The sequence below is a fragment of the Sphingomonas sp. CCH5-D11 genome (assembly GCF_001557395.1).
In the GTDB taxonomy this organism is placed as follows: Bacteria; Pseudomonadota; Alphaproteobacteria; order Sphingomonadales; family Sphingomonadaceae; genus Sphingomonas.
Genome location: NZ_LSKH01000274.1, coordinates 1 through 18,595, shown reverse-complemented (window position 1 = coordinate 18,595; position 18,595 = coordinate 1). Strand labels below are relative to the sequence as shown.

Below are 18,595 nucleotides of genomic sequence, written 5' to 3'. Positions count from 1 at the left end.
GGGTACGGGCGGGTGAACCGCGAAATGCGGATTGGCGAAGGCCAGCCGCAACTGCGCCAGCGTCGCCGGCCATTCATGGCTGCGGTGGGGCATGGTGACGAGGTTCGCAACGGTGAGGTGGCAGCGGCCGTCCCCGGTGTCCGGCGCGGGCGAGACGGTGGCGGCATTGGCGGCCCACATCGGCGAGGCGGAGAAGGCGCGCGCCTTCAAATGCTCAGGGGCGCCGGCGTAATCCAGGTGGAGCGCGGCGAGCCAGGCATGATCCGGGCGGGCGTGCGGCAACAGGATGCCTTGCGGCAGCCCCAGCGCCAGATTGGCGCGCATCTTGGCGATCCCCTGCAGGGCCGCGGCGCGCGGATGCGCCGTGGCGCCGGCGTTGCGGGTGGCGGCCAGATTGCCGGGGCTGAGGCCGGCGTAATTGTGGCTGGGCCCGACGATGCCGTCGAAGTTGATTTCCTGCATCATGAAGGCTTTCGTGTCCCGATTTGCCGTGGCTTCGCCGATCAGATCCGTGCCACGTGGAGCACCCGCGACGCGTCGGTCGCGCCGATCGCATGGGCGCAATCCGGATCGATCACCACCGTTTCTCCGTCGCCGCGCACGTTGCCGAAGGCGCAGCGGAAATCGGAAAGGTGCCCGTGCGCCACCAGTGCCTCGGTACCGCCATCCCGGTCCACCGCGCCAACGCGCGCCTCCTGGGCTTCGCGGATCGATCGCACCGCGTCGATGCGCGCCGTCATGGTCGGGCCGCCATCGAAGATGTCGATATATTTTTCGAACGCGAACCCTTCATTCTCCAGCATCCGCATCGCCGCCCGCCCCGACGGATGGGGCAGGCCTATCGCCGCGCGCGCGGTTTCGGACAGCATGGCGGTATAGATCGGATGCTTGGGCATCAGGTCGGCGATGAACTGATGACCGTGGATCGCATTGAAGGCGTCGGCATCCTGGAAGTTCATGCCGAAGAAGCGCCCGGCCAGCCCGTCCCAGAACGGGGATCCGCCCGCTTCGTCGATCACCCCGCGCAATTCAGCCAGGATGCGCTCGCCGAACCGCTGGCGATGCGCCCTGATGAACAGGTAGCGGCTGCGCGCCAGCAGCAGGCCGAGCCCGCCTGCGCGCTCCCCCGGATGCAGGAACAGGCCGCCCACCTCGCTTGATCCTTCCAGATCGGTGGTCAGCGACAGCATCTCGGCGCGAAAGGTCCGGTCCAGCTCGCGGCTGTGCTGGGTCAGCATGCTGATGCGATAGCTATAGAAGGGGTGCCGCTGCCCGACCTGCGTGAAGATCTGGCAGGTGCCGCGCACCTCGCCCGTGGCGACATTCTCCAGGATCAGGACGAACAGCTCGTCTTCGACGCTAGGCTCGTCGCGGCCGAAGGCGGCATGGCTGCGATCCAGCTTGGCGCGCAGCGCGCTGCGATCCGGCGGCAGGTTGGTGAAGCCGCCACCGGTCAGCTTCGCCATCTCGTAAAGGTGCGCCAGATCCTCGTCGCGCGCCGCGCGAACCACGAAAGTCACAAGCCGTTCTCCGCCAGTCGCAGGATGGTGACGGCCGACAGTCCAGCGCGCTCGGCGAGGCTGTCGACGATCAGATATTCGTCCGCTGAATGGATCGCGCCGCCACGCACGCCCATCGTGTCGATCACCGGCGTGCCGGCGGCGGCGATGTTGTTGCCGTCGCATACCCCGCCCGTGTCACGCCAGGTAATGGGCACGCCCAGGTCCGTGCCCACCGCTTGCACCAGGCCGAACAGCCGTGCCGCGCCAGCGTCGATCGGCTTGGGCGGCCGGTTGAAGCTGCCATGCACCTCTATCTGCACATCGTGCGCCGCCGCGACCTCGGCCACGGCGGCGTCGATGGCTGCCCGTGCGCGCGCGATCTCCGCAGCGTCGGCGGGGCGGAAGTTGACGCGCAGCACCGCGAGGTCCGGCACGACATTGTTCGGGCCGCCGCCGTCGATCCGCGCCGGGTTCACCGACAGGCGCGGGCTCTTGGCGGCGTTCAGCGCCAGCGCCAGCGCGGCGGCGGCGACGATGGCATTGCGCCCGTCCTGCGGATTGCGCCCGGCATGGGCGGAGCGTCCGCGCACGACGATCGAGAAATTGCCCGTGCCCCCGCGCGCGCCGGCCAGGGTGCCGTCGGGCAGGGCTGGCTCATAGGTGAGGGCGGCGATCTTCCCGCGGGCGGCGTCTTCGATCAACCCGGCGGAGGAGAAGGAGCCGGTCTCCTCGTCGGAATTGATGATCACGTCATAGCCGATCGGGCATCCGGCCGCCTCCACGGCCTCCAGCGCCGCCAGCATGACGGCAAGCCCGCCCTTCATATCCGCCACGCCGGGGCCGTTGACCGTCCCGTCCGGCCGATCGGTCAGCACCTGGAATGGATGATCCGCCGGGTAGACCGTGTCCATATGGCCCGTCAGGAGCAAGCGGCGCGCCGCATCGGGCCTGACGGACAGGTGGAGGTGACGGCCGTGTGTCACCGCCGACACCGTTCCGTCGACTGCCACGCGCTCCGCCGCGACCGGCTCCACCAGCCGGAGCGCGCCGGGCAGCGCGCTGAAGGCGTCCGCCAGCATCCCCGCCATCGTGGCGAGCCCGGCGATGTTGCCCGTGCCGCTGTTCACTGCCGCCCAGGTGCGCGTGCGCAGGAGCATGGGCGACGCGCTTGCAGCCGCGACCGCGCGTTCTTCAACTTGGCTCAACGCTGTCATGGCCGTGGTTGCTAGCGGATGCCCGGAACCCCGGCCACCCCCGTGAACTTGCGAGTGATTCTCACGGGTCCGATGCCTTGCCCCCTCGGTTCAGCGGGCCTAAAGCGGCGCCCGAAATCCCGTTCGCACGTGCGGGAGAAGTCCCAGAGAGAGCGTCATGGTCGACCTGTCGCAATATCTGCCGATTCTGATGTTCCTGGCGGTCGCGCTGGTTCTGTCGTCGGCATTCGTATTTCTACCCATGGCCGTGTCGCGCCTGACCGGTTCGCACAAGCCGACGGTGGAAAAGCTGAGCGAATATGAATGCGGTTTCCCCGCGTTCGAAGACAGCCGCGCGCAGTTCGATGTGCGATTCTATCTGGTTGCGATCCTGTTCATCATCTTCGATCTCGAGGCCGCCTTCCTATATCCGTGGGCAGTCAGCGTGTTCGATCTCGGCTGGACCGCCTGGATCAGCATGATGATCTTCATTGGTGAATTGGCGCTCGGGCTCGTTTACGCCTGGAAGAAGGGCGCACTGGATTGGGAATGACCATGCACTCCGGCCCCGTCGAACTCCAGCGCGACGCCATTGCGTCGAGCATCATCCAGCCCGATCAGGGCTTCTTCAACGACCTGAACGGCGAGTTGACCGACAAGGGCTTCCTTGTCACCTCGACGGAGGAGCTGTTCCAATGGGCCCGCACCGGCTCATTGTGGTGGATGACGTTCGGTCTCGCCTGCTGCGCGGTGGAAATGATCCACGTCAACATGCCGCGCTATGATCTGGAGCGTTTCGGCGCCGCGCCGCGCGCCTCCCCGCGCCAGTCGGACGTGATGATCGTGGCGGGCACGCTCTGCAACAAGATGGCTCCCGCGCTGCGCCGCGTGTACGATCAGATGTCCGAGCCGAAATACGTCATCTCGATGGGCTCGTGCGCAAACGGCGGCGGCTATTATCACTACAGCTATTCCGTCGTGCGCGGCTGCGATCGCGTGGTGCCGGTGGACATCTATGTCCCGGGCTGTCCGCCGACCGCTGAGGCATTGCTGTACGGGATCATGCAACTGCAGCGGAAGATCCGCCGCTCGGGGAGCATCGAACGGTGAGGGCGCCGGCACCCCGCTGGGCCTATGAGCTCAACGACGCGACGCTCGACGCGGCGCGCGCGGCCATTCCGCAGGGGCTGGTCGATGCCTTTGCGCATGTCGGTGAGATCCAGCTCCACGTCCATCGCGATCACCTGATCGCGGCGCTGACCGCGCTGCGCGACACGCCTGGCCTCGAATATCAGCAGCTGATGGATATCGCGGGCGTCGACTATCCCGATCGCGGGGTAGAGCGGTTCGAGGTGGTCTATTGCCTCCTGTCGCTGACCCGCAACCATCGCCTGCACGTCCATGTCGCCGCCAGCGAGGATACGCCGGTGCCGTCGGTCACCGACATGTGGCCGGTCGCCGGCTGGTATGAGCGCGAAGTGTACGACATGTACGGCGTGCTGTTCTCCGGCAACCAGGACCTGCGCCGCATCCTGACGGACTATGGCTTCCGAGGCCATCCGCAGCGCAAGGACTTCCCGCTGACCGGCTATGTCGAGCTGCGCTATTCGGAAGAAGCGAAGCGTGTGGTGTACGAGCCGGTGAAGCTGGCGCAGGATTTCCGCACCTTTGACTTCACCAGCCCGTGGGAAGGCGCGGAATACGTGCTGCCGGGCGACGAGAAGGGCGCTGCGCTGCCGCAGGCGAAGGGCGCGCCCACGCCGCTCAACGCCGACAAGATCCAGAAGGCCGACGACGCACAGTCGGACAAGAAGCCGGCCGACGCGCCAAGCCAGCCCTACGCCAAGGAGGATGCAACCAGCACCTCTGAGACGGGCGCCGGCAAGCCGTCGTCCGACGCTAACCCGAAGCCCGCCGACCCTGATGTCGTGCCCGGCAAGGGAGGGCAGAACCAATGACCGGAACTCCCGTAATCGACACCGTGGATCCGCAGGTCGATCCGGCCGTCGCCAAGACGGTCGGCGCGCTGGACGGCGCGCACGACACCGAAGGCGATGTCGCGATCCAGAATTACACGATCAACTTCGGCCCGCAGCACCCCGCCGCGCACGGCGTGCTCCGGCTCGTCATGGAGCTGGATGGCGAGATCGTCGAGCGGATCGATCCGCACGTCGGCCTGCTCCATCGCGGCACCGAGAAGCTGATCGAATACAAGACCTATGCGCAGGCGATCCCCTATTTCGATCGCCTCGATTACTGCTCGCCGGCGTGCATGGAGCACAGCTTCGTGCTGGCGATCGAGAAGCTGCTCGATCTCGAAGTACCGCTGCGTGCGCAATACCTTCGCGTGTTCTTCGCCGAGCTGACGCGCATCTCGAACCACATGCTGAACCTGGGCTCGCACGTCATGGACGTTGGCGCGATGACGCCGAACCTGTGGCTGTTCGAGATTCGCGAGGATTGCTACGGCTTCCTCGAGCGCGCGACCGGCGCGCGCATGCACCACAATTACTTCCGGCCGGGCGGCGTCCACCAGGACGTGCCGCTGAAGCTGCTGACCGATATCGCCGAGTGGCTGGACACGCGCCTGCCGCGCCTGTTCGAGGATGCGATCAGCCTCGTCGCCGACAACCGCATCTTCAAGCAGCGCAACGTCGACATCGCCGTGGTCAGTCGCGACGATGCGATCCGCTGGGGCTTCTCCGGCCCGATGATCCGTGCGGCCGGCATCCCCTGGGATCTGCGCAAGCAGCAGCCGTACGACGTGTACGACCGGATGGATTTCGAGATCCCGGTCGGCACGCGCGGCGATTGCTATGATCGCTTCATGGTGCGCGTCGAGGAGGTCCGCCAGTCGGCGCGGATCATGAAGCAGTGCCTCGCCGAAATGCCGGAAGGCCCGATCGCCTCGCTCGACCGCAAGGTGGTGCCGCCCAAGCGCGCCGAGATGAAGCAGTCGATGGAAGCGCTGATCCATCACTTCAAGCTGTATACCGAGGGCTATCACGTGCCCGCGGGCGAAGTGTATGTCGCGACGGAAAGCCCCAAGGGCGAGTTCGGCGTGTTCCTCGTGTCGGACGGCACGAACAAGCCGTACCGCTGCAAGATCCGCCCGACCGCCTTCAGCCATCTGCAGGCAATGGACTTCATGAGCCGCGGCCACATGCTCGCGGACACCACCGCCATTCTCGGCGCGATGGATATCGTTTTTGGTGAATGTGACCGCTGATGGCTGACGCACCCCAGATCCCTGACGAGGCCGAAACCCGCGCCCGCTGGGGCAATTTCCAGTGGACTGACGACAGCCGCGAGAAGCGCAACGCGATTCTTGCGCGCTATCCGGCCGGCCGTGAGCAGTCCGCGTCGATCCCGCTGCTTGATCTGGCGCAGCGCCAGGTTGGTGCGGAGACGCAGACGCAGGGGTGGCTGCCCGTGCCCGTGATCGAGTTCGTCGCGCGCGAGATCGGCGTGCCGTACATGCGCGTGTACGAGGTCGCGACTTTCTACACGATGTTCAACCTCGCGCCGGTGGGCCGCTATCACGTGCAGGTCTGCGGGACGACGCCGTGCATGCTGCGTGGGTCGGATGATGTGCTGGCGGCGTGCAAGAACCGTGGCCTGACCAAGGGCAAGACCACGCCCGATGGCCTGTTCACGCTGACCGAGGTGGAATGCATGGGCAATTGCGCCTCGGCGCCGATGGTCCAGATCAACGACGATAATTATGAGGATCTCGATTACGATCGCACCCTCGCGATCCTCGATGCGCTGGCGCGTGGCGAGCAGCCCAAGGCGGGCACGCAGGAGCCCGGTCGCCACACGGTGGAGCCGCTCGGTGGCCCGACCACGCTCACCGCGATGGTGAACGAGAATCACGATTATCGTTCCGAATGGAACACCCCTGCCGTGGGAGCGAGCGCATGAGCGTCATCACGTCCCTGACGGACAAGGACCGCATCTTCACCAATCTCTACGGCTATCAGCCGTGGACGCTGCAGGCTGCCCGTCAGCGCGGCGATTGGGACAATACCAAGGCGCTGCTCGACCTGGGGCAGGACAAGATCATTGACGTGATCAAGGCCTCGGGGCTGCGCGGCCGTGGTGGCGCAGGCTTCCCGACCGGCACGAAATGGTCGTTCATGCCCAAGACGCCAAGCCCCGAACGGCCGAGCTTCCTGGTCATCAACGCCGACGAATCCGAGCCTGGTTCGTGCAAGGATCGCGAGATCATCCGCCACGATCCGCACAAGCTGATCGAGGGCGCGCTGGTCGCCGGTTTCGCGATGCGCGCCCGCGCTGCCTACATCTACATTCGCGGCGAATATATCCGCGAGGCGGAGACGCTCTTCGCAGCGGTGCAGGAGGCGTATGACGCCGGGCTGGTCGGCAAGAACGCCTGCGGCTCGGGCTACGACTTTGACGTCTTCGTCCATCGCGGCGCCGGCGCCTACATTTGCGGCGAAGAAACCGCGATGATCGAGAGCCTGGAGGGCAAGAAGGGCCAGCCGCGCCTGAAGCCGCCATTCCCGGCCGGTGCCGGCCTCTACGGCTGTCCGACGACCGTCAACAACGTCGAGAGCATCGCGGTCGCGCCGACGATCCTGCGGCGCGGCGCGGACTGGTTCGCCAGCTTCGGCGCGGAGAACAACCGCGGCACCAAGCTCTTCCAGATCAGCGGGCACGTGGAAAAGCCCTGCGTGGTCGAGGAAGCGATGAGCATTCCGTTCCGCGAGCTGATCGAGAAGCATTGCGGCGGCATTCGCGGCGGCTGGGACAATCTGCTCGCGGTGATCCCGGGTGGTTCGTCGGTGCCGCTGGTGCCCGCGAAGGAGATCATGGACGCGCCGATGGATTTCGACGGCCTGAAGGCGGTCGGCTCGGGCCTCGGCACCGCGGCGATCATCGTCATGGACAAGTCCACCGACGTCGTCCGCGCGATCAGCCGCATCTCGTATTTCTACAAGCACGAGAGCTGCGGCCAATGCACGCCGTGCCGCGAGGGCACCGGGTGGATGTGGCGCGTGATGGAGCGGCTGCGCACCGGCGACGCCGAGATCGGCGAGATCGACATGCTCCAGCAGGTGACGAAGCAGGTCGAAGGCCATTCGATCTGCGCACTTGGCGACGCCGCCGCCTGGCCGATCCAGGGCCTCATCCGCCACTTCCGCCCCGAGCTGGAACGGCGGATCACGGAACGTAAGGGCGGCACGCTGGTGCCGATGCAGGAAGCGGCCGAGTGAACCGCATCTGCGTCCCTGTTGCGATGGCAACGGCGGCATTGGCCGTGCCCCTGGCTGCGCAGACGCCGCCGGGCACGTTCGGCCGTTCGACGCAGATGATGACGCAGACCGATCGCAGCCGTCAAATGGCGCAGTGCGCGCTGCGTCTGAACCGCGGGGCTGCGCAGCGCTATGTTCTGGCGAGCAGCACTGATCCGGCCGAGCGCAAATCGATGAACGCGTTCCGCCAATCGATGATTACCTGCCTGAGCGGATCGCGTTCGGCGACGCTGGATCCGGTGGCTGTCGAAGGTGCCATTGCTGAGGCGCTGCTCACGGAGAACGGCGGCGCTTTGCTGGCGAAGGCGGCGACGGTGCCTCCAACCACGCCGGTCCGCGTGGTGTTGTCTCCGAATGCTTCCATGCATCACGGCGTGATCGACTGCGCGGTCCGCGCCCGCCCAGATCTCGCCGCGCAGATGCTGCGCGCTCAGCCGGAGACACCGGAGGAGTTGCAGCATTTCCAGGCGCTCGGACCGGCGCTCCAGGCCTGCGTGCCGCAGGATGTGAAGCTGTCGATCAAGCCGTTCCATGTCCGCTCGCTGGTCGCCGGCGCGCTGTATCGCCGCGTGACGAGCGCCGTCACTGCGGGCCAATCCACTGGACGTAACAATGCCCAAGCTTAAGGTAGACGGGATCGAGGTCGAGGTGCCCGCCGGAGCCACTGTGCTCCAGGCGTGCGAGGCGGCTGGCAAGGAAATCCCGCGTTTCTGTTATCACGAGCGGCTGTCGATCGCCGGCAATTGCCGCATGTGCCTGGTCGAGGTGAAGCCGGGGCCGCCCAAGCCGCAGGCATCCTGCGCGCTGCCGGCGGCGGACAATCAGGAAGTCTTCACCACCTCGCCGATGGTGAAGCATGCCCGTGAGGGCATCATGGAATTCCTGCTGATCAACCACCCGCTCGATTGCCCGATCTGCGATCAAGGCGGCGAGTGCGATCTGCAGGACCAGTCGGTGGCTTATGGCCGCGGCCATTCGCGCTTCGGCGAGAACAAGCGCGCCGTAACCGAAAAGTACATGGGCCCGATCGTGAAGACGGTGATGACGCGGTGCATCCAGTGCACGCGATGCATCCGCTTCGCCGAGGAAGTCGCGGGCGTCGAGGAGATCGGCGCGATCTATCGCGGCGAGAACATGCAGATCACCTCCTACCTCGAAGAGGCGGTGACGAGCGAACTGTCGGGCAACGTCGTGGATCTGTGCCCGGTCGGCGCGCTCACCTCCAAGCCTTATTCGTTCGAGGCGCGGCCTTGGGAGCTGAAGAAGACGCTCACCATCGACGTGATGGACGCGGTCGGCACGAACATCCGCCTCGACAGCCGCGGGCGCCAAGTGCTGCGCGCGCTTCCGCGCATCAACGAGGACGTCAACGAGGAGTGGGCGACCGACAAGACGCGTCACGCCGTCGACGGCCTGGTCCGCCGCCGCCTCGATCGCCCCTATGTGCGCCGCGACGGCAAGCTCGTGCCCGCCACCTGGGACGAGGCGTTCGCCGTTATCGCCGACGTGGCGAAGACCGCCGGTGACAGCGTCGCTGCCGTCGCGGGCGACATCGTCGATTGCGAGACGATGTTCGCGGCCAAGGCGCTCCTGAAGTCGATGGGCTCGTCGCTGCTCGAAGGCCGCCAGACCGGCATGGCCTATGACACGTCGAGCCTTGCGGCGGTGAACTTCAACTCCACCATCGCGGGCATCGAGCGCGCGGACGCGATCCTGCTGGTCGGTACCAACCTCCGCTGGGAGGCGAGCCTCGTCAACACGCGCATCCGCAAGGCGATCAAGCGCGGTGCGAAGGTGTGGGCGATCGGGCCCGAGACCGAGCTGACCTACAAGGTGGAATGGCTCGGTAACGACCTGGCCGTGCTCGGCAATCTGCCGGAGGCGCTGACCGAAGCGTTCGGCAAGGCGGAGCGTCCGGCGGTGATCGTCGGCGGCGCGGCGCTCAGGGGTGCGCATGGTGCCACGCTGGAGCTCGCCAAGTCGCTGAACCTCGTGCGCAATGGCTGGAACGGCTATAACGTCGTCCACTTCTCCGCCGCTCGCATGGGTGGGCTGATGCTCGGCTATGCGCAGAAGGATGGTATTTCAGCGCTTAAGGACGCGAAGCTCGCCTTCTTCCTCGGCGCCGACGAAGCGGACTTCACCAAGTTCGCCGGCTTCAAAGTCTATATCGGCCACCATGGCGACAAGGGCGCCGCCGCGGCCGATGTGGTGCTGCCGGGTGCGAGCTATGCCGAAAAGTCGGGCACTTACGTGAACCTCGAGGGCCGCGTGCAGCGTGGCAATCGCGCGGTTTTCCCGCCGGGTGACGCGCGTGAGGACTGGACGATCCTGCGCGCGCTGTCGGAGCGGCTCGGCACTGTGCTGCCGTTCGACACGTTGGAGGAATTGCGCGCCGCCATGGCGCTCGATTGCCCCGATCTCGCGAACGAGGGCCTGGTGACCTACGCCTGGAACCCGCCGTCGCTCGACACGCGCGCTGAGGGCGTGCTGGAAGGCTATCCGATTAAGGACTTCTACCTGACGAACGCGATCTGCCGCGCCTCGCCGACGATGCAGCGCTGCTCGGCCGAACTGGTCCACGGCGAAACCTTCGCGGAGGCCGCGGAATGACCGCCTTTTTCAACACCACCGTTGGTCTGCCCTATGGCTGGGCGTGGTTCCTTTCCACGCTGATCGGCATCCTCGTCATCGCGCTGCCGCTGATGCTGGCGGTGGCGATGATCATCTACGCCGATCGCAAGATCTGGGCGGCGATGGCGCTGCGTCGCGGCCCCAATGTCGTCGGTCCGTTCGGCCTGCTTCAGTCGTTTGCGGACGGCCTGAAGGTTTTCCTGCAGGAGACGATCGTCCCCGCGGCGGCGAACCGCGGCCTGTTCCTGCTCGCGCCGATCATCACCTTCACGGTGGCGCTGATCGTCTGGGCGGTGGTGCCGTTCGACATTGGCGTGGTGCTCGCCGACATCAACGTCGGTCTGCTCTACGTCCTCGCGGCCTCGTCGCTCGGCGTGTACGGCATCATCCTCGCCGGCTGGTCGTCGAACTCCAAATATCCGTTCTTCTCGGCGATCCGCGCCGCGGCGCAGATGGTCAGCTACGAAGTCGCGATCGGCTTCATCCTGATCTCGATCGTGATGTGGGCGGGCTCGTTCAACCTCACCTCGATCGTCGAGGCGCAGCGCGGCGTGCTGAACACGCCGATCAACGGCTTCTTCCTCAATCCGCTGCTGTTCCCGATGGCGGTGATGTTCTTCATCTCGTCACTCGCCGAGACTCAGCGCGCACCGTTCGACCTGACCGAGGCGGAATCGGAGCTCGTCGCCGGTTACCAGACCGAATATTCGTCGATGAGCTTCGCGCTCTACTGGCTCGGCGAATATGCCAACGTCATCCTGATGTGCACGCTCAACGCGACGCTCTTCTGGGGTGGCTACCTGCCGCCGATCGATTGGGCGCCGCTCTATTACGTGCCGGGGATCATCTGGCTGTTCGCCAAGATCCTGTTCTTCTTCTTCTGCTTCAGCTGGGTGAAGGCGACCGTCCCGCGGTATCGCTACGACCAGCTGATGCGGCTGGGCTGGAAGGTTTTCCTCCCGGTCTCGTTGTTCTGGGTATTCCTCGTGTCCGGCGTTCTGATGCTGAACCGGGTTGGGATCTGATATGGGTATCGCTTCCACGATCAAGGCCTTCACCCTTTGGGAATTCGTGAAGGCGCACGCTTTGACCTTGAAGTATTTCTTCAAGCCCAAGGCGACGATCAACTATCCGTTCGAGCGCAATCCCGTGTCGCCGCGCTTCCGCGGCGAGCATGCGCTGCGCCGCTATCCCAATGGCGAGGAACGCTGCATCGCGTGCAAGCTGTGCGAGGCGGTGTGCCCGGCACAGGCGATCACGATCGAGGCCGAACCGCGTGAGGACGGCAGCCGCCGCACCACGCGCTACGATATCGACATGACGAAGTGCATCTATTGCGGCCTCTGCCAGGAAGCTTGCCCGGTGGACGCGATCGTCGAAAGCCCGAACTATGAGTTCGCGACCGAGACGCGCGAGGAGCTGCTCTACGACAAGGCCAAGCTGCTGGATAACGGCGACCGCTGGGAAAGCGCCATTGCGGCGAACCTTGCCGCCGATGCGGCATACCGATAGGCGGCGCGCGATGATTCAACACTTTCCCGGGGTGGCGGCATGATCCAGGCCATCGCCTTCTACATTTTCGCGATCGTCGTGCTGGTTTCCGGCGCGATGACGATCGGCTCGCGCAATCCGGTGCACAGCGTGCTTTGGCTGATCCTGGCGTTCTTCAACGCCGCCGGGCTCATGGTGCTGGTCGGTGCCGAGTTCATCGCGATGCTCCTCGTCATCGTCTATGTCGGTGCGGTCGCGGTGCTGTTCCTGTTCGTCGTCATGATGCTCGACATCGACTTTGCGGAGCTGCGCGCCGGCTTCGTGCGCTATTTCGGTATCGGGCTGGTGCTGGCGGTGGCGCTGGTCGCGGAGATCCTGATCGCGGTCGGCGCATGGAGCGCGGGCGGTGTGGATCTCGCGCGCCGCGGTGCGCCGGTTGATCCGACCATCCCGAACATCCAGGCGATCGGCAACCTGCTCTACACGCGCTACCTGTTCGTGTTCGAAGGCGCGGGCCTCGTGCTGCTGGTGGCGATGATCGGTGCGATCGTGCTGACCCATCGTCAGCGGCAGGGCGTCCGCCCGCAGAATATCGCGGCCCAGGTCGCGCGCCGGCCGCAGGATGCGACGCGCAACATGCGGCCGGAAATCGGACAGGGGGTGCAGCTGTGAACGGGTCGATCGGGCTCATCCACTATCTCGTCGTGGCGGCGCTGCTGTTCACGATGGGCGTGCTCGGCATCTTCCTCAACCGGAAGAACATCATCGTCATCCTAATGGCAATCGAGCTGATCCTGCTCGCGGTGAACATCAATCTCGTCGCGTTCAGCGCGGCGCTGAACGATCTCGTCGGCCAGGTGTTCGCGATGTTCGTGCTGACCGTCGCCGCCGGCGAGGCGGCGATCGGGCTTGCGATCCTCGTCATCTTCTTCCGCGGCCGGGGCTCGATCTCGGTTGACGATCCCAGCCGGATGAAGGGGTGATGCCGGTGCCTTTCGCGACCGTCATCCCCGCGCAGGCGGGGATCCATAACCTCTACCGTGTCGAAGGAGCCGCGACGTTGCGCGTATGGATTCCCGCCTTCGCGGGAATGACGATGGTGGGTGAGGCGAAGTGAACTCCATTCTTCTCATCGTTTTCCTGCCGCTGCTGGCAGCGATCGTCGCCGGCTTCGCCAACAAGTCGATCCCCGGCACCGTTGCCAAGGGCATCACCACCGGTGCGCTGTTCGTGTCGTGCGCCCTGTCGTGGCCGATCTTCATCGGCTTCATGACCGGCGGGCTTGAAGCAAGCGTCACGCCGGTGCTGCACTTCCTCACCTCGGGCACGTTCGACGCATCCTGGTCGCTGCGCGTCGATGCGCTGACCGCCGTCATGCTGGTGGTGATCACCAGCGTGTCGGCACTCGTCCACCTCTATAGCTGGGGCTATATGAGCGAGGACCCGGATCAGCCGCGCTTCTTCGCCTATCTGTCGCTGTTCACCTTCGCGATGCTGATGCTGGTGACGGCCGACAACCTGATCCAGATGTTCTTCGGCTGGGAGGGCGTCGGCCTCGCGAGCTACCTGCTGATCGGTTTCTGGTTCAAGAAGCCGAGCGCGCAGGCGGCCGCGATCAAGGCGTTCGTCGTCAACCGCGTCGGCGATCTCGGCTTCATGCTCGGCATCTTCGGCACGTATCTGGTGTTCGACACCGTCTCGATCCCGGCGATCCTTGAGGCCGCGCCCGGCATGGCCGGCTCGACCATTGGTTTCCTCGGCTACCGCTTCGATACGATGACGGTGCTGTGCCTGCTTCTGTTCGTCGGGGCGATGGGCAAGTCGGCGCAGCTCGGCCTGCACACCTGGCTGCCGGATGCGATGGAGGGCCCGACCCCTGTGTCGGCGCTGATCCACGCGGCGACGATGGTCACCGCGGGCGTCTTCATGGTGTGCCGCCTGTCGCCGATGTTCGAAACGTCGCAGACCGCGCTGATGGTCGTCACCGGCATCGGTGCCGCGACCTGCCTGTTCGCCGCGACGATCGGCACGACGCAGACCGACATTAAGCGCGTGATCGCTTATTCGACCTGTTCGCAGCTCGGCTACATGTTCTTCGCCGCCGGCGTCGGCGCTTATGGCGCGGCGATGTTCCACCTGTTCACGCACGCCTTCTTCAAGGCATTGCTGTTCCTGGGTGCCGGTTCGGTCATCCATGCGATGCACCACGAGCAGGACATGCGCTTCTACGGCGGCCTTCGGAAGCATATCCCGATCACCTTCTGGGCGATGCTGCTCGGCACGTTGGCGATCACGGGTGTCGGCATCTATGGCGTTGGCGGTTTCGCCGGCTATCATTCCAAGGACGCGATCCTTGAAGTGGCCTGGGCATCGGGCCGCGGGCAGGGCGCCTTCTGGGTCGGTACCTTCGCGGCACTGCTGACCAGCTTCTATTCCTGGCGCCTGATGTTCCTCACCTTCTGGGGCAAGCCGCGCTGGGCCGGGTCGGAGCATATCCAGCACGCCGTTCATGATGCGCATCATCATGATCCCGTGCATGACGCGGACGATCATGCCGCAGAGGCGCATGGCGGGATGGCGCATGAGGATGCCGGCCATTCGCCGCACGCCCATGGCGCAGATGCGGATGAAGTGCCGACCGGCACGGCGGGTTACCACCCGCACGAAAGCCCGGCCGTGATGCTGATCCCGCTGATCGTGCTGTCGCTGGGCGCGGTGTTCGCCGGCTTCGTCTTCCATCACTGGTTCATCGAGCCGGAGGCGGGCGAAACGTTCTGGCGCGGCAGCCTGTTCTTCAACGAACATCTGATGCACGAAATGCATGCAGTTCCGCTGCTGGTGAAGCTCGCCGCGACGATCGTGATGATCATCGGCCTGGTGGGGGCCTGGATGGCCTACATCTGGCGCACCGATCTGCCCAAGCGCTTCACCACGACGTTCGACGTCCTGTACGATTTCGTGGCGCACAAATGGTATTTCGATGAGCTCTATCATCTGCTCTTCGTCCGCCCCGCCTTCGCGATCGGTCGTTTGCTGTGGCACAAGGGCGACGAGGGCACGATCGACCGCTTCGGGCCGAACGGCTCGGCATGGGTGGTGGCGCTGTCCAGCCGCGTCGCCGGGCGGATCCAGACGGGCTATGTCTATACCTATGCGTTCGTGATGCTGATCGGCCTCACCGCCGCGGCCACGTGGGTCATCGCAGGATGACCGGCGCCATCTCCACACCGTTCGGGCTGAGCATGTCGAAGCCCGTGTTTCATCCGCAGGCTTCCTGCCTGTCGACAAGCTCAGGGCGAACGGACGTTAAGTCGTGACATCCTTCCCGATCCTTTCCGTGATGCTCGCGATCCCGGCCATTGCCGCGGTCGCCTGCCTCTTCCTGTCCGCAAGCAGCGCCCGCTGGCTCGCGCTCGCCGCAACGCTGGCCGATCTCGCACTTGGCGTGATCCTGTGGCTCAGCTTCGACGTGGGCGGCGCGCAGTGGCAGTTCGTCGAATATGCGCCCGTGTTTGGCCGCTTCGCCTGGGCGCTGGGCATCGACGGCTACGCCCTGCTGCTGATCGCGCTCAGCGTCTTCCTGATGCCGATCTGCATCGGCGCGTCGTGGCAGGCGATCGAGAAGCGCGTGCCGGAATATATGGCGGCGTTCCTGCTCACCGAAGTGCTGATGATCGGCACCTTTGCCGCGCAGGACATCTTCCTGTTCTACATCTTCTTCGAAGCCGGCCTCATTCCGATGTTCCTGATCATCGGCATTTGGGGCGGGGCGAACCGCATCTACGCGTCGTACAAGTTCTTCCTCTACACGCTGCTCGGCTCGCTGCTGATGTTCATCGCGATGCTCTACATGAGCATCACGGCGGACACGACGTCGATTCCGGCGCTGATGAACTATGACTTCCCGGCCGACGTGCAGACCTGGCTCTGGCTCGCCTTCTTCGCCTCCTTTGCGGTGAAGATGCCGATGTGGCCGGTCCACACCTGGCTGCCCGACGCGCACGTGCAGGCGCCGACCGCCGGTTCGGTGATCCTGGCGGGCGTGCTGCTGAAGCTCGGCGGTTACGGCTTCCTGCGCTTCAGCCTGCCGATGTTCCCGGAAGCCTCGTCGTCGCTGGTGTGGCTGGTGTTCGGCCTCAGCGCGGTGGCGGTGATCTACACCAGCCTCGTCGCGCTGGTGCAGTCGGACATGAAGAAGCTGATCGCTTATTCGTCCGTCGCGCACATGGCGATCGTGACCATCGGCCTGTTCGCCTTCAACGCGCAGGGCATCGAGGGCGCGATGCTGGTGATGCTCGGCCATGGCCTCGTCTCGGGCGCGCTGTTCCTGTGCGTCGGCGTGATCTACGATCGCCTGCACACCCGTGAGATCGCCCGCTACGGCGGCCTTGCGAACAACATGCCGCGCTACGCCATCCTGTTCCTCTTGTTCACCATGGCCTCGATCGGCCTGCCGGGCACCAGCAATTTCCCGGGTGAGCTTCTGGCGCTGATGGGCACGTACCAGGTGTCGACCACCATCGCGCTGCTGTGCACGACCGGCATCATCCTCGGCGCGGCGTACATGCTGTACCTGTACCGCCGCGTGGTGTGGGGTGAGATCAAGTCGGACGAGGTTCGCGCCATGCCCGATCTGTCGCGCCGTGAATTGTGGCTGCTGGCGCCGATCGCTGCGGTGGTGATGTGGATGGGCGTCTATCCGGAAAGCTTCATCGCGCCGATGCGCGCCGATACGGAGCGGCTGCTCGCCCGGATCGAGCGTGCCCAGCCGGCCGGGGACTCGCGCCCGACGCCCGGCACGGGAATCGTGCCCGCCGCCCACGCCGAGGGACATTCCGCGCCCAATACTGACGCCCATGGGGAGGCGCACTGATGGACTACGCATCGCAGGTCGCGATGACCCTTCCCGAAATCGTGCTGGCGCTGGGTGCGCTGGCGCTGATGCTGGTCGCCGCTTGGGGCGGGCCGTCCTCGACGCGCGCGGTCTCCTGGGCCGCCGTCGCGGTCCTCGCCGGTGCCTGCCTGGCGCTGATCGGCCCGGCCACGAGCGGCCTGTCCGCCTTTGACGGCATGTACCGCGCCGACGCCTTTGCGGGCTTCTCCAAGGTACTCATCTACGTCGCCGCCGCGGTCGCCATCCTGCTCGCGCCGACCTTCTTCGCGCGCACCGCAGGGGACGATCTGCGCCCGGAATATCCGGTGCTGATCCTGCTCTCCGCCATCGGCATGGGCATCATGGTATCCGCCGGGGATCTGCTGACGCTGTACGTCGGCCTCGAGCTGCAGAGCCTTGCCGCTTATGTTCTCGCCAGCTTCATGCGGCAGGATCAGCGCTCGGCCGAGGCGGGGCTCAAGTACTTCGTGCTCGGCGCGCTCGCCAGCGGCATCCTGCTATACGGCATCAGCCTCGTTTATGGCTTCACCGGCTCGACCATGTTCTACGAGGTCGCCGGCGCCTATGCCGCGGCACCGCTGAGCGGGGAGGCGAAGTCGATCGGCCTGATGTTTGGCCTCGTCTTCGTGTTCGCCGGCATCGCCTTCAAGATCAGCGCCGTGCCGTTCCACATGTGGACGCCGGACGTCTACGAAGGCGCGCCGACGCCGGTCACCGCCTTCTTCGCCTCCGCGCCGAAGGTCGCCGCCATGGGCCTCGCCGCCCGTGTCGCAATCGAGGCGATGGGCCCGGCGGAGGTGCAGTGGCGCCAGATCGTGATCTTCGCGGCGCTCGCCTCGATCATCTTCGGCGCGGTCGCTGCGATCGGGCAGTCGAACATCAAGCGCCTGCTGGCCTATTCGTCGATCAACAACGTCGGTTTCGCGCTGATCGGCCTTGCCGCCGGCACGCCCGAAGGCATCGCCGCGGTGCTGACCTATATGGCGATCTATGTCGTCATGACGCTCGGCTCTTTCCTGGTCGTGCTCCAGATGCGCGATGCGCACGGCACGCCGGTGGAGACGATCAGCGCGCTGGCCGGCCTGTCGCGCACGCGCCCCGGCCTCGCGGCGGCGCTGGCGATTTTCATGTTCAGCCTCGCGGGCATCCCGCCGCTGTTCGGCTTCTGGGCGAAGTTCGCGGTGTTCGATGCGGCGGTCCGTGCCGGCCTCTTCCCGCTCGCCGTGGTCGGCATCGCGGCCAGTGTGATCGGTGCCTATTATTACCTGCGCGTCGTGAAGACGATGTACTTCGACGAGCCGACCGGCACCTTTGGTGAGGGCGACAAGCTCGAAGGCGGGCTGATCGCCGTGGCTGCCGTCGCGGTGTCGCCGCTCGGATATCTCGCCATTCCGCTGCTCGGCGGATGGACGATGGCGGCGGCGCAAGCCTTGTTCTGAGGGCCGCCGCCCTGACGCGCATCCTGACGGTCGCCGAAACCGGCTCCACCAACGCCGATCTCCTCGCCCTAGCCACGCAGGGTGAGGAAGAAGGCACCTGGCTGCGGGCCGAACAGCAGACGGCGGGGCGGGGCCGCCAGGGGCGCGACTGGCGCTCCCCACC

At 65.6% G+C, this 18,595-nt stretch carries 19 protein-coding genes and 1 pseudogene; 17 read left to right on the top strand and 3 right to left on the bottom strand.

What is annotated here, in order from left to right:
* From AX702_RS17035 to AX702_RS17025, 3 genes are all read right to left on the bottom strand, one after another.
* The coding region (locus AX702_RS17035) for an N-succinylarginine dihydrolase (protein WP_197420659.1) at nt 1-465 on the bottom strand (465 nt) is incomplete at its 3' end.
* A 38-nt stretch (nt 466-503) separates the two neighbouring features.
* Nucleotides 504-1,520: an arginine N-succinyltransferase gene (locus AX702_RS17030; protein ID WP_066781548.1), complete on the bottom strand. Its 1,017-nt coding sequence runs from the start codon at nt 1,518-1,520 to the stop codon at nt 504-506.
* On the bottom strand, nt 1,517-2,659 hold the full coding sequence (locus AX702_RS17025) for a hydrolase (protein WP_231731917.1): 1,143 nt from the start codon (nt 2,657-2,659) through the stop codon (nt 1,517-1,519). The genes AX702_RS17030 and AX702_RS17025 overlap by 4 nt, the downstream gene beginning before the upstream one ends.
* Before the next feature lie 214 nt (nt 2,660-2,873).
* On the opposite strand from AX702_RS17025, the gene ndhC reads away from it, so the two are divergent.
* From ndhC to AX702_RS22980, 17 genes and pseudogenes are all read left to right on the top strand, one after another.
* Nucleotides 2,874-3,248 (top strand): NADH-quinone oxidoreductase subunit A, encoded by a 375-nt coding sequence (ndhC, locus tag AX702_RS17020; protein ID WP_066781545.1) that lies wholly within the window; start codon nt 2,874-2,876, stop codon nt 3,246-3,248.
* A 2-nt stretch (nt 3,249-3,250) separates the two neighbouring features.
* Nucleotides 3,251-3,805: a NuoB/complex I 20 kDa subunit family protein gene (locus AX702_RS17015; protein WP_066781552.1), complete on the top strand. Its 555-nt coding sequence runs from the start codon at nt 3,251-3,253 to the stop codon at nt 3,803-3,805.
* Nucleotides 3,802-4,653 (top strand): NADH-quinone oxidoreductase subunit C, encoded by an 852-nt coding sequence (locus AX702_RS17010; protein ID WP_066781544.1) that lies wholly within the window; start codon nt 3,802-3,804, stop codon nt 4,651-4,653. Before AX702_RS17015 ends, AX702_RS17010 begins: the two co-directional genes overlap by 4 nt.
* The gene (locus AX702_RS17005; RefSeq protein ID WP_231731916.1) at nt 4,650-5,924 is read left to right on the top strand and encodes an NADH-quinone oxidoreductase subunit D; all 1,275 of its coding nucleotides are present in this window, start codon (nt 4,650-4,652) and stop codon (nt 5,922-5,924) included. Before AX702_RS17010 ends, AX702_RS17005 begins: the two co-directional genes overlap by 4 nt.
* A complete protein-coding gene (locus AX702_RS17000) occupies nt 5,924-6,619 on the top strand; it encodes a complex I 24 kDa subunit family protein (RefSeq protein ID WP_066781543.1) in 696 nt (231 codons plus the stop codon). The genes AX702_RS17005 and AX702_RS17000 overlap by 1 nt, the downstream gene beginning before the upstream one ends.
* A complete protein-coding gene (gene nuoF / locus AX702_RS16995; RefSeq protein ID WP_066781541.1) occupies nt 6,616-7,935 on the top strand; it encodes an NADH-quinone oxidoreductase subunit NuoF in 1,320 nt (439 codons plus the stop codon). The genes AX702_RS17000 and nuoF overlap by 4 nt, the downstream gene beginning before the upstream one ends.
* Nucleotides 7,932-8,600 (top strand): hypothetical protein, encoded by a 669-nt coding sequence (locus tag AX702_RS16990; protein ID WP_156455560.1) that lies wholly within the window; start codon nt 7,932-7,934, stop codon nt 8,598-8,600. Before nuoF ends, AX702_RS16990 begins: the two co-directional genes overlap by 4 nt.
* Nucleotides 8,587-10,587 carry an NADH-quinone oxidoreductase subunit NuoG gene (gene nuoG, locus AX702_RS16985; RefSeq protein WP_066781537.1) on the top strand — a complete coding sequence of 667 codons (2,001 nt, stop codon included), beginning with the start codon at nt 8,587-8,589 and terminating at the stop codon, nt 10,585-10,587. The genes AX702_RS16990 and nuoG overlap by 14 nt, the downstream gene beginning before the upstream one ends.
* The gene (nuoH, locus tag AX702_RS16980; protein ID WP_066781531.1) at nt 10,584-11,633 is read left to right on the top strand and encodes an NADH-quinone oxidoreductase subunit NuoH; all 1,050 of its coding nucleotides are present in this window, start codon (nt 10,584-10,586) and stop codon (nt 11,631-11,633) included. The genes nuoG and nuoH overlap by 4 nt, the downstream gene beginning before the upstream one ends.
* 1 nt (nt 11,634) lies before the next feature.
* On the top strand, nt 11,635-12,120 hold the full coding sequence (nuoI, locus tag AX702_RS16975) for an NADH-quinone oxidoreductase subunit NuoI (RefSeq protein WP_066781529.1): 486 nt from the start codon (nt 11,635-11,637) through the stop codon (nt 12,118-12,120).
* Between the two features lie 39 nt (nt 12,121-12,159).
* Entirely contained in the window at nt 12,160-12,771 is a 612-nt protein-coding gene (locus AX702_RS16970; RefSeq protein WP_066781526.1) for an NADH-quinone oxidoreductase subunit J, read from the top strand.
* Between the two features lie 8 nt (nt 12,772-12,779).
* Nucleotides 12,780-13,082 (top strand): NADH-quinone oxidoreductase subunit NuoK, encoded by a 303-nt coding sequence (nuoK, locus tag AX702_RS16965; protein WP_082746336.1) that lies wholly within the window; start codon nt 12,780-12,782, stop codon nt 13,080-13,082.
* Nucleotides 13,082-13,216, top strand: a complete 135-nt coding sequence (locus AX702_RS23485; RefSeq protein WP_256210721.1) for a hypothetical protein — start codon at nt 13,082-13,084, stop codon at nt 13,214-13,216. The genes nuoK and AX702_RS23485 overlap by 1 nt, the downstream gene beginning before the upstream one ends.
* Nucleotides 13,213-15,309, top strand: coding sequence for an NADH-quinone oxidoreductase subunit L (gene nuoL / locus AX702_RS16960; protein ID WP_066781524.1), 2,097 nt, complete (start codon nt 13,213-13,215; stop codon nt 15,307-15,309). Before AX702_RS23485 ends, nuoL begins: the two co-directional genes overlap by 4 nt.
* A 103-nt stretch (nt 15,310-15,412) precedes the next feature.
* Nucleotides 15,413-16,972 carry an NADH-quinone oxidoreductase subunit M gene (locus AX702_RS16955; protein WP_066781522.1) on the top strand — a complete coding sequence of 520 codons (1,560 nt, stop codon included), beginning with the start codon at nt 15,413-15,415 and terminating at the stop codon, nt 16,970-16,972.
* Nucleotides 16,972-18,432 (top strand): NADH-quinone oxidoreductase subunit NuoN, encoded by a 1,461-nt coding sequence (gene nuoN, locus AX702_RS16950; protein ID WP_066781520.1) that lies wholly within the window; start codon nt 16,972-16,974, stop codon nt 18,430-18,432. The genes AX702_RS16955 and nuoN overlap by 1 nt, the downstream gene beginning before the upstream one ends.
* Nucleotides 18,399-18,595: pseudogene (locus AX702_RS22980) on the top strand (hypothetical protein); the annotation flags it as partial. The gene nuoN and the pseudogene AX702_RS22980, both read left to right, overlap by 34 nt.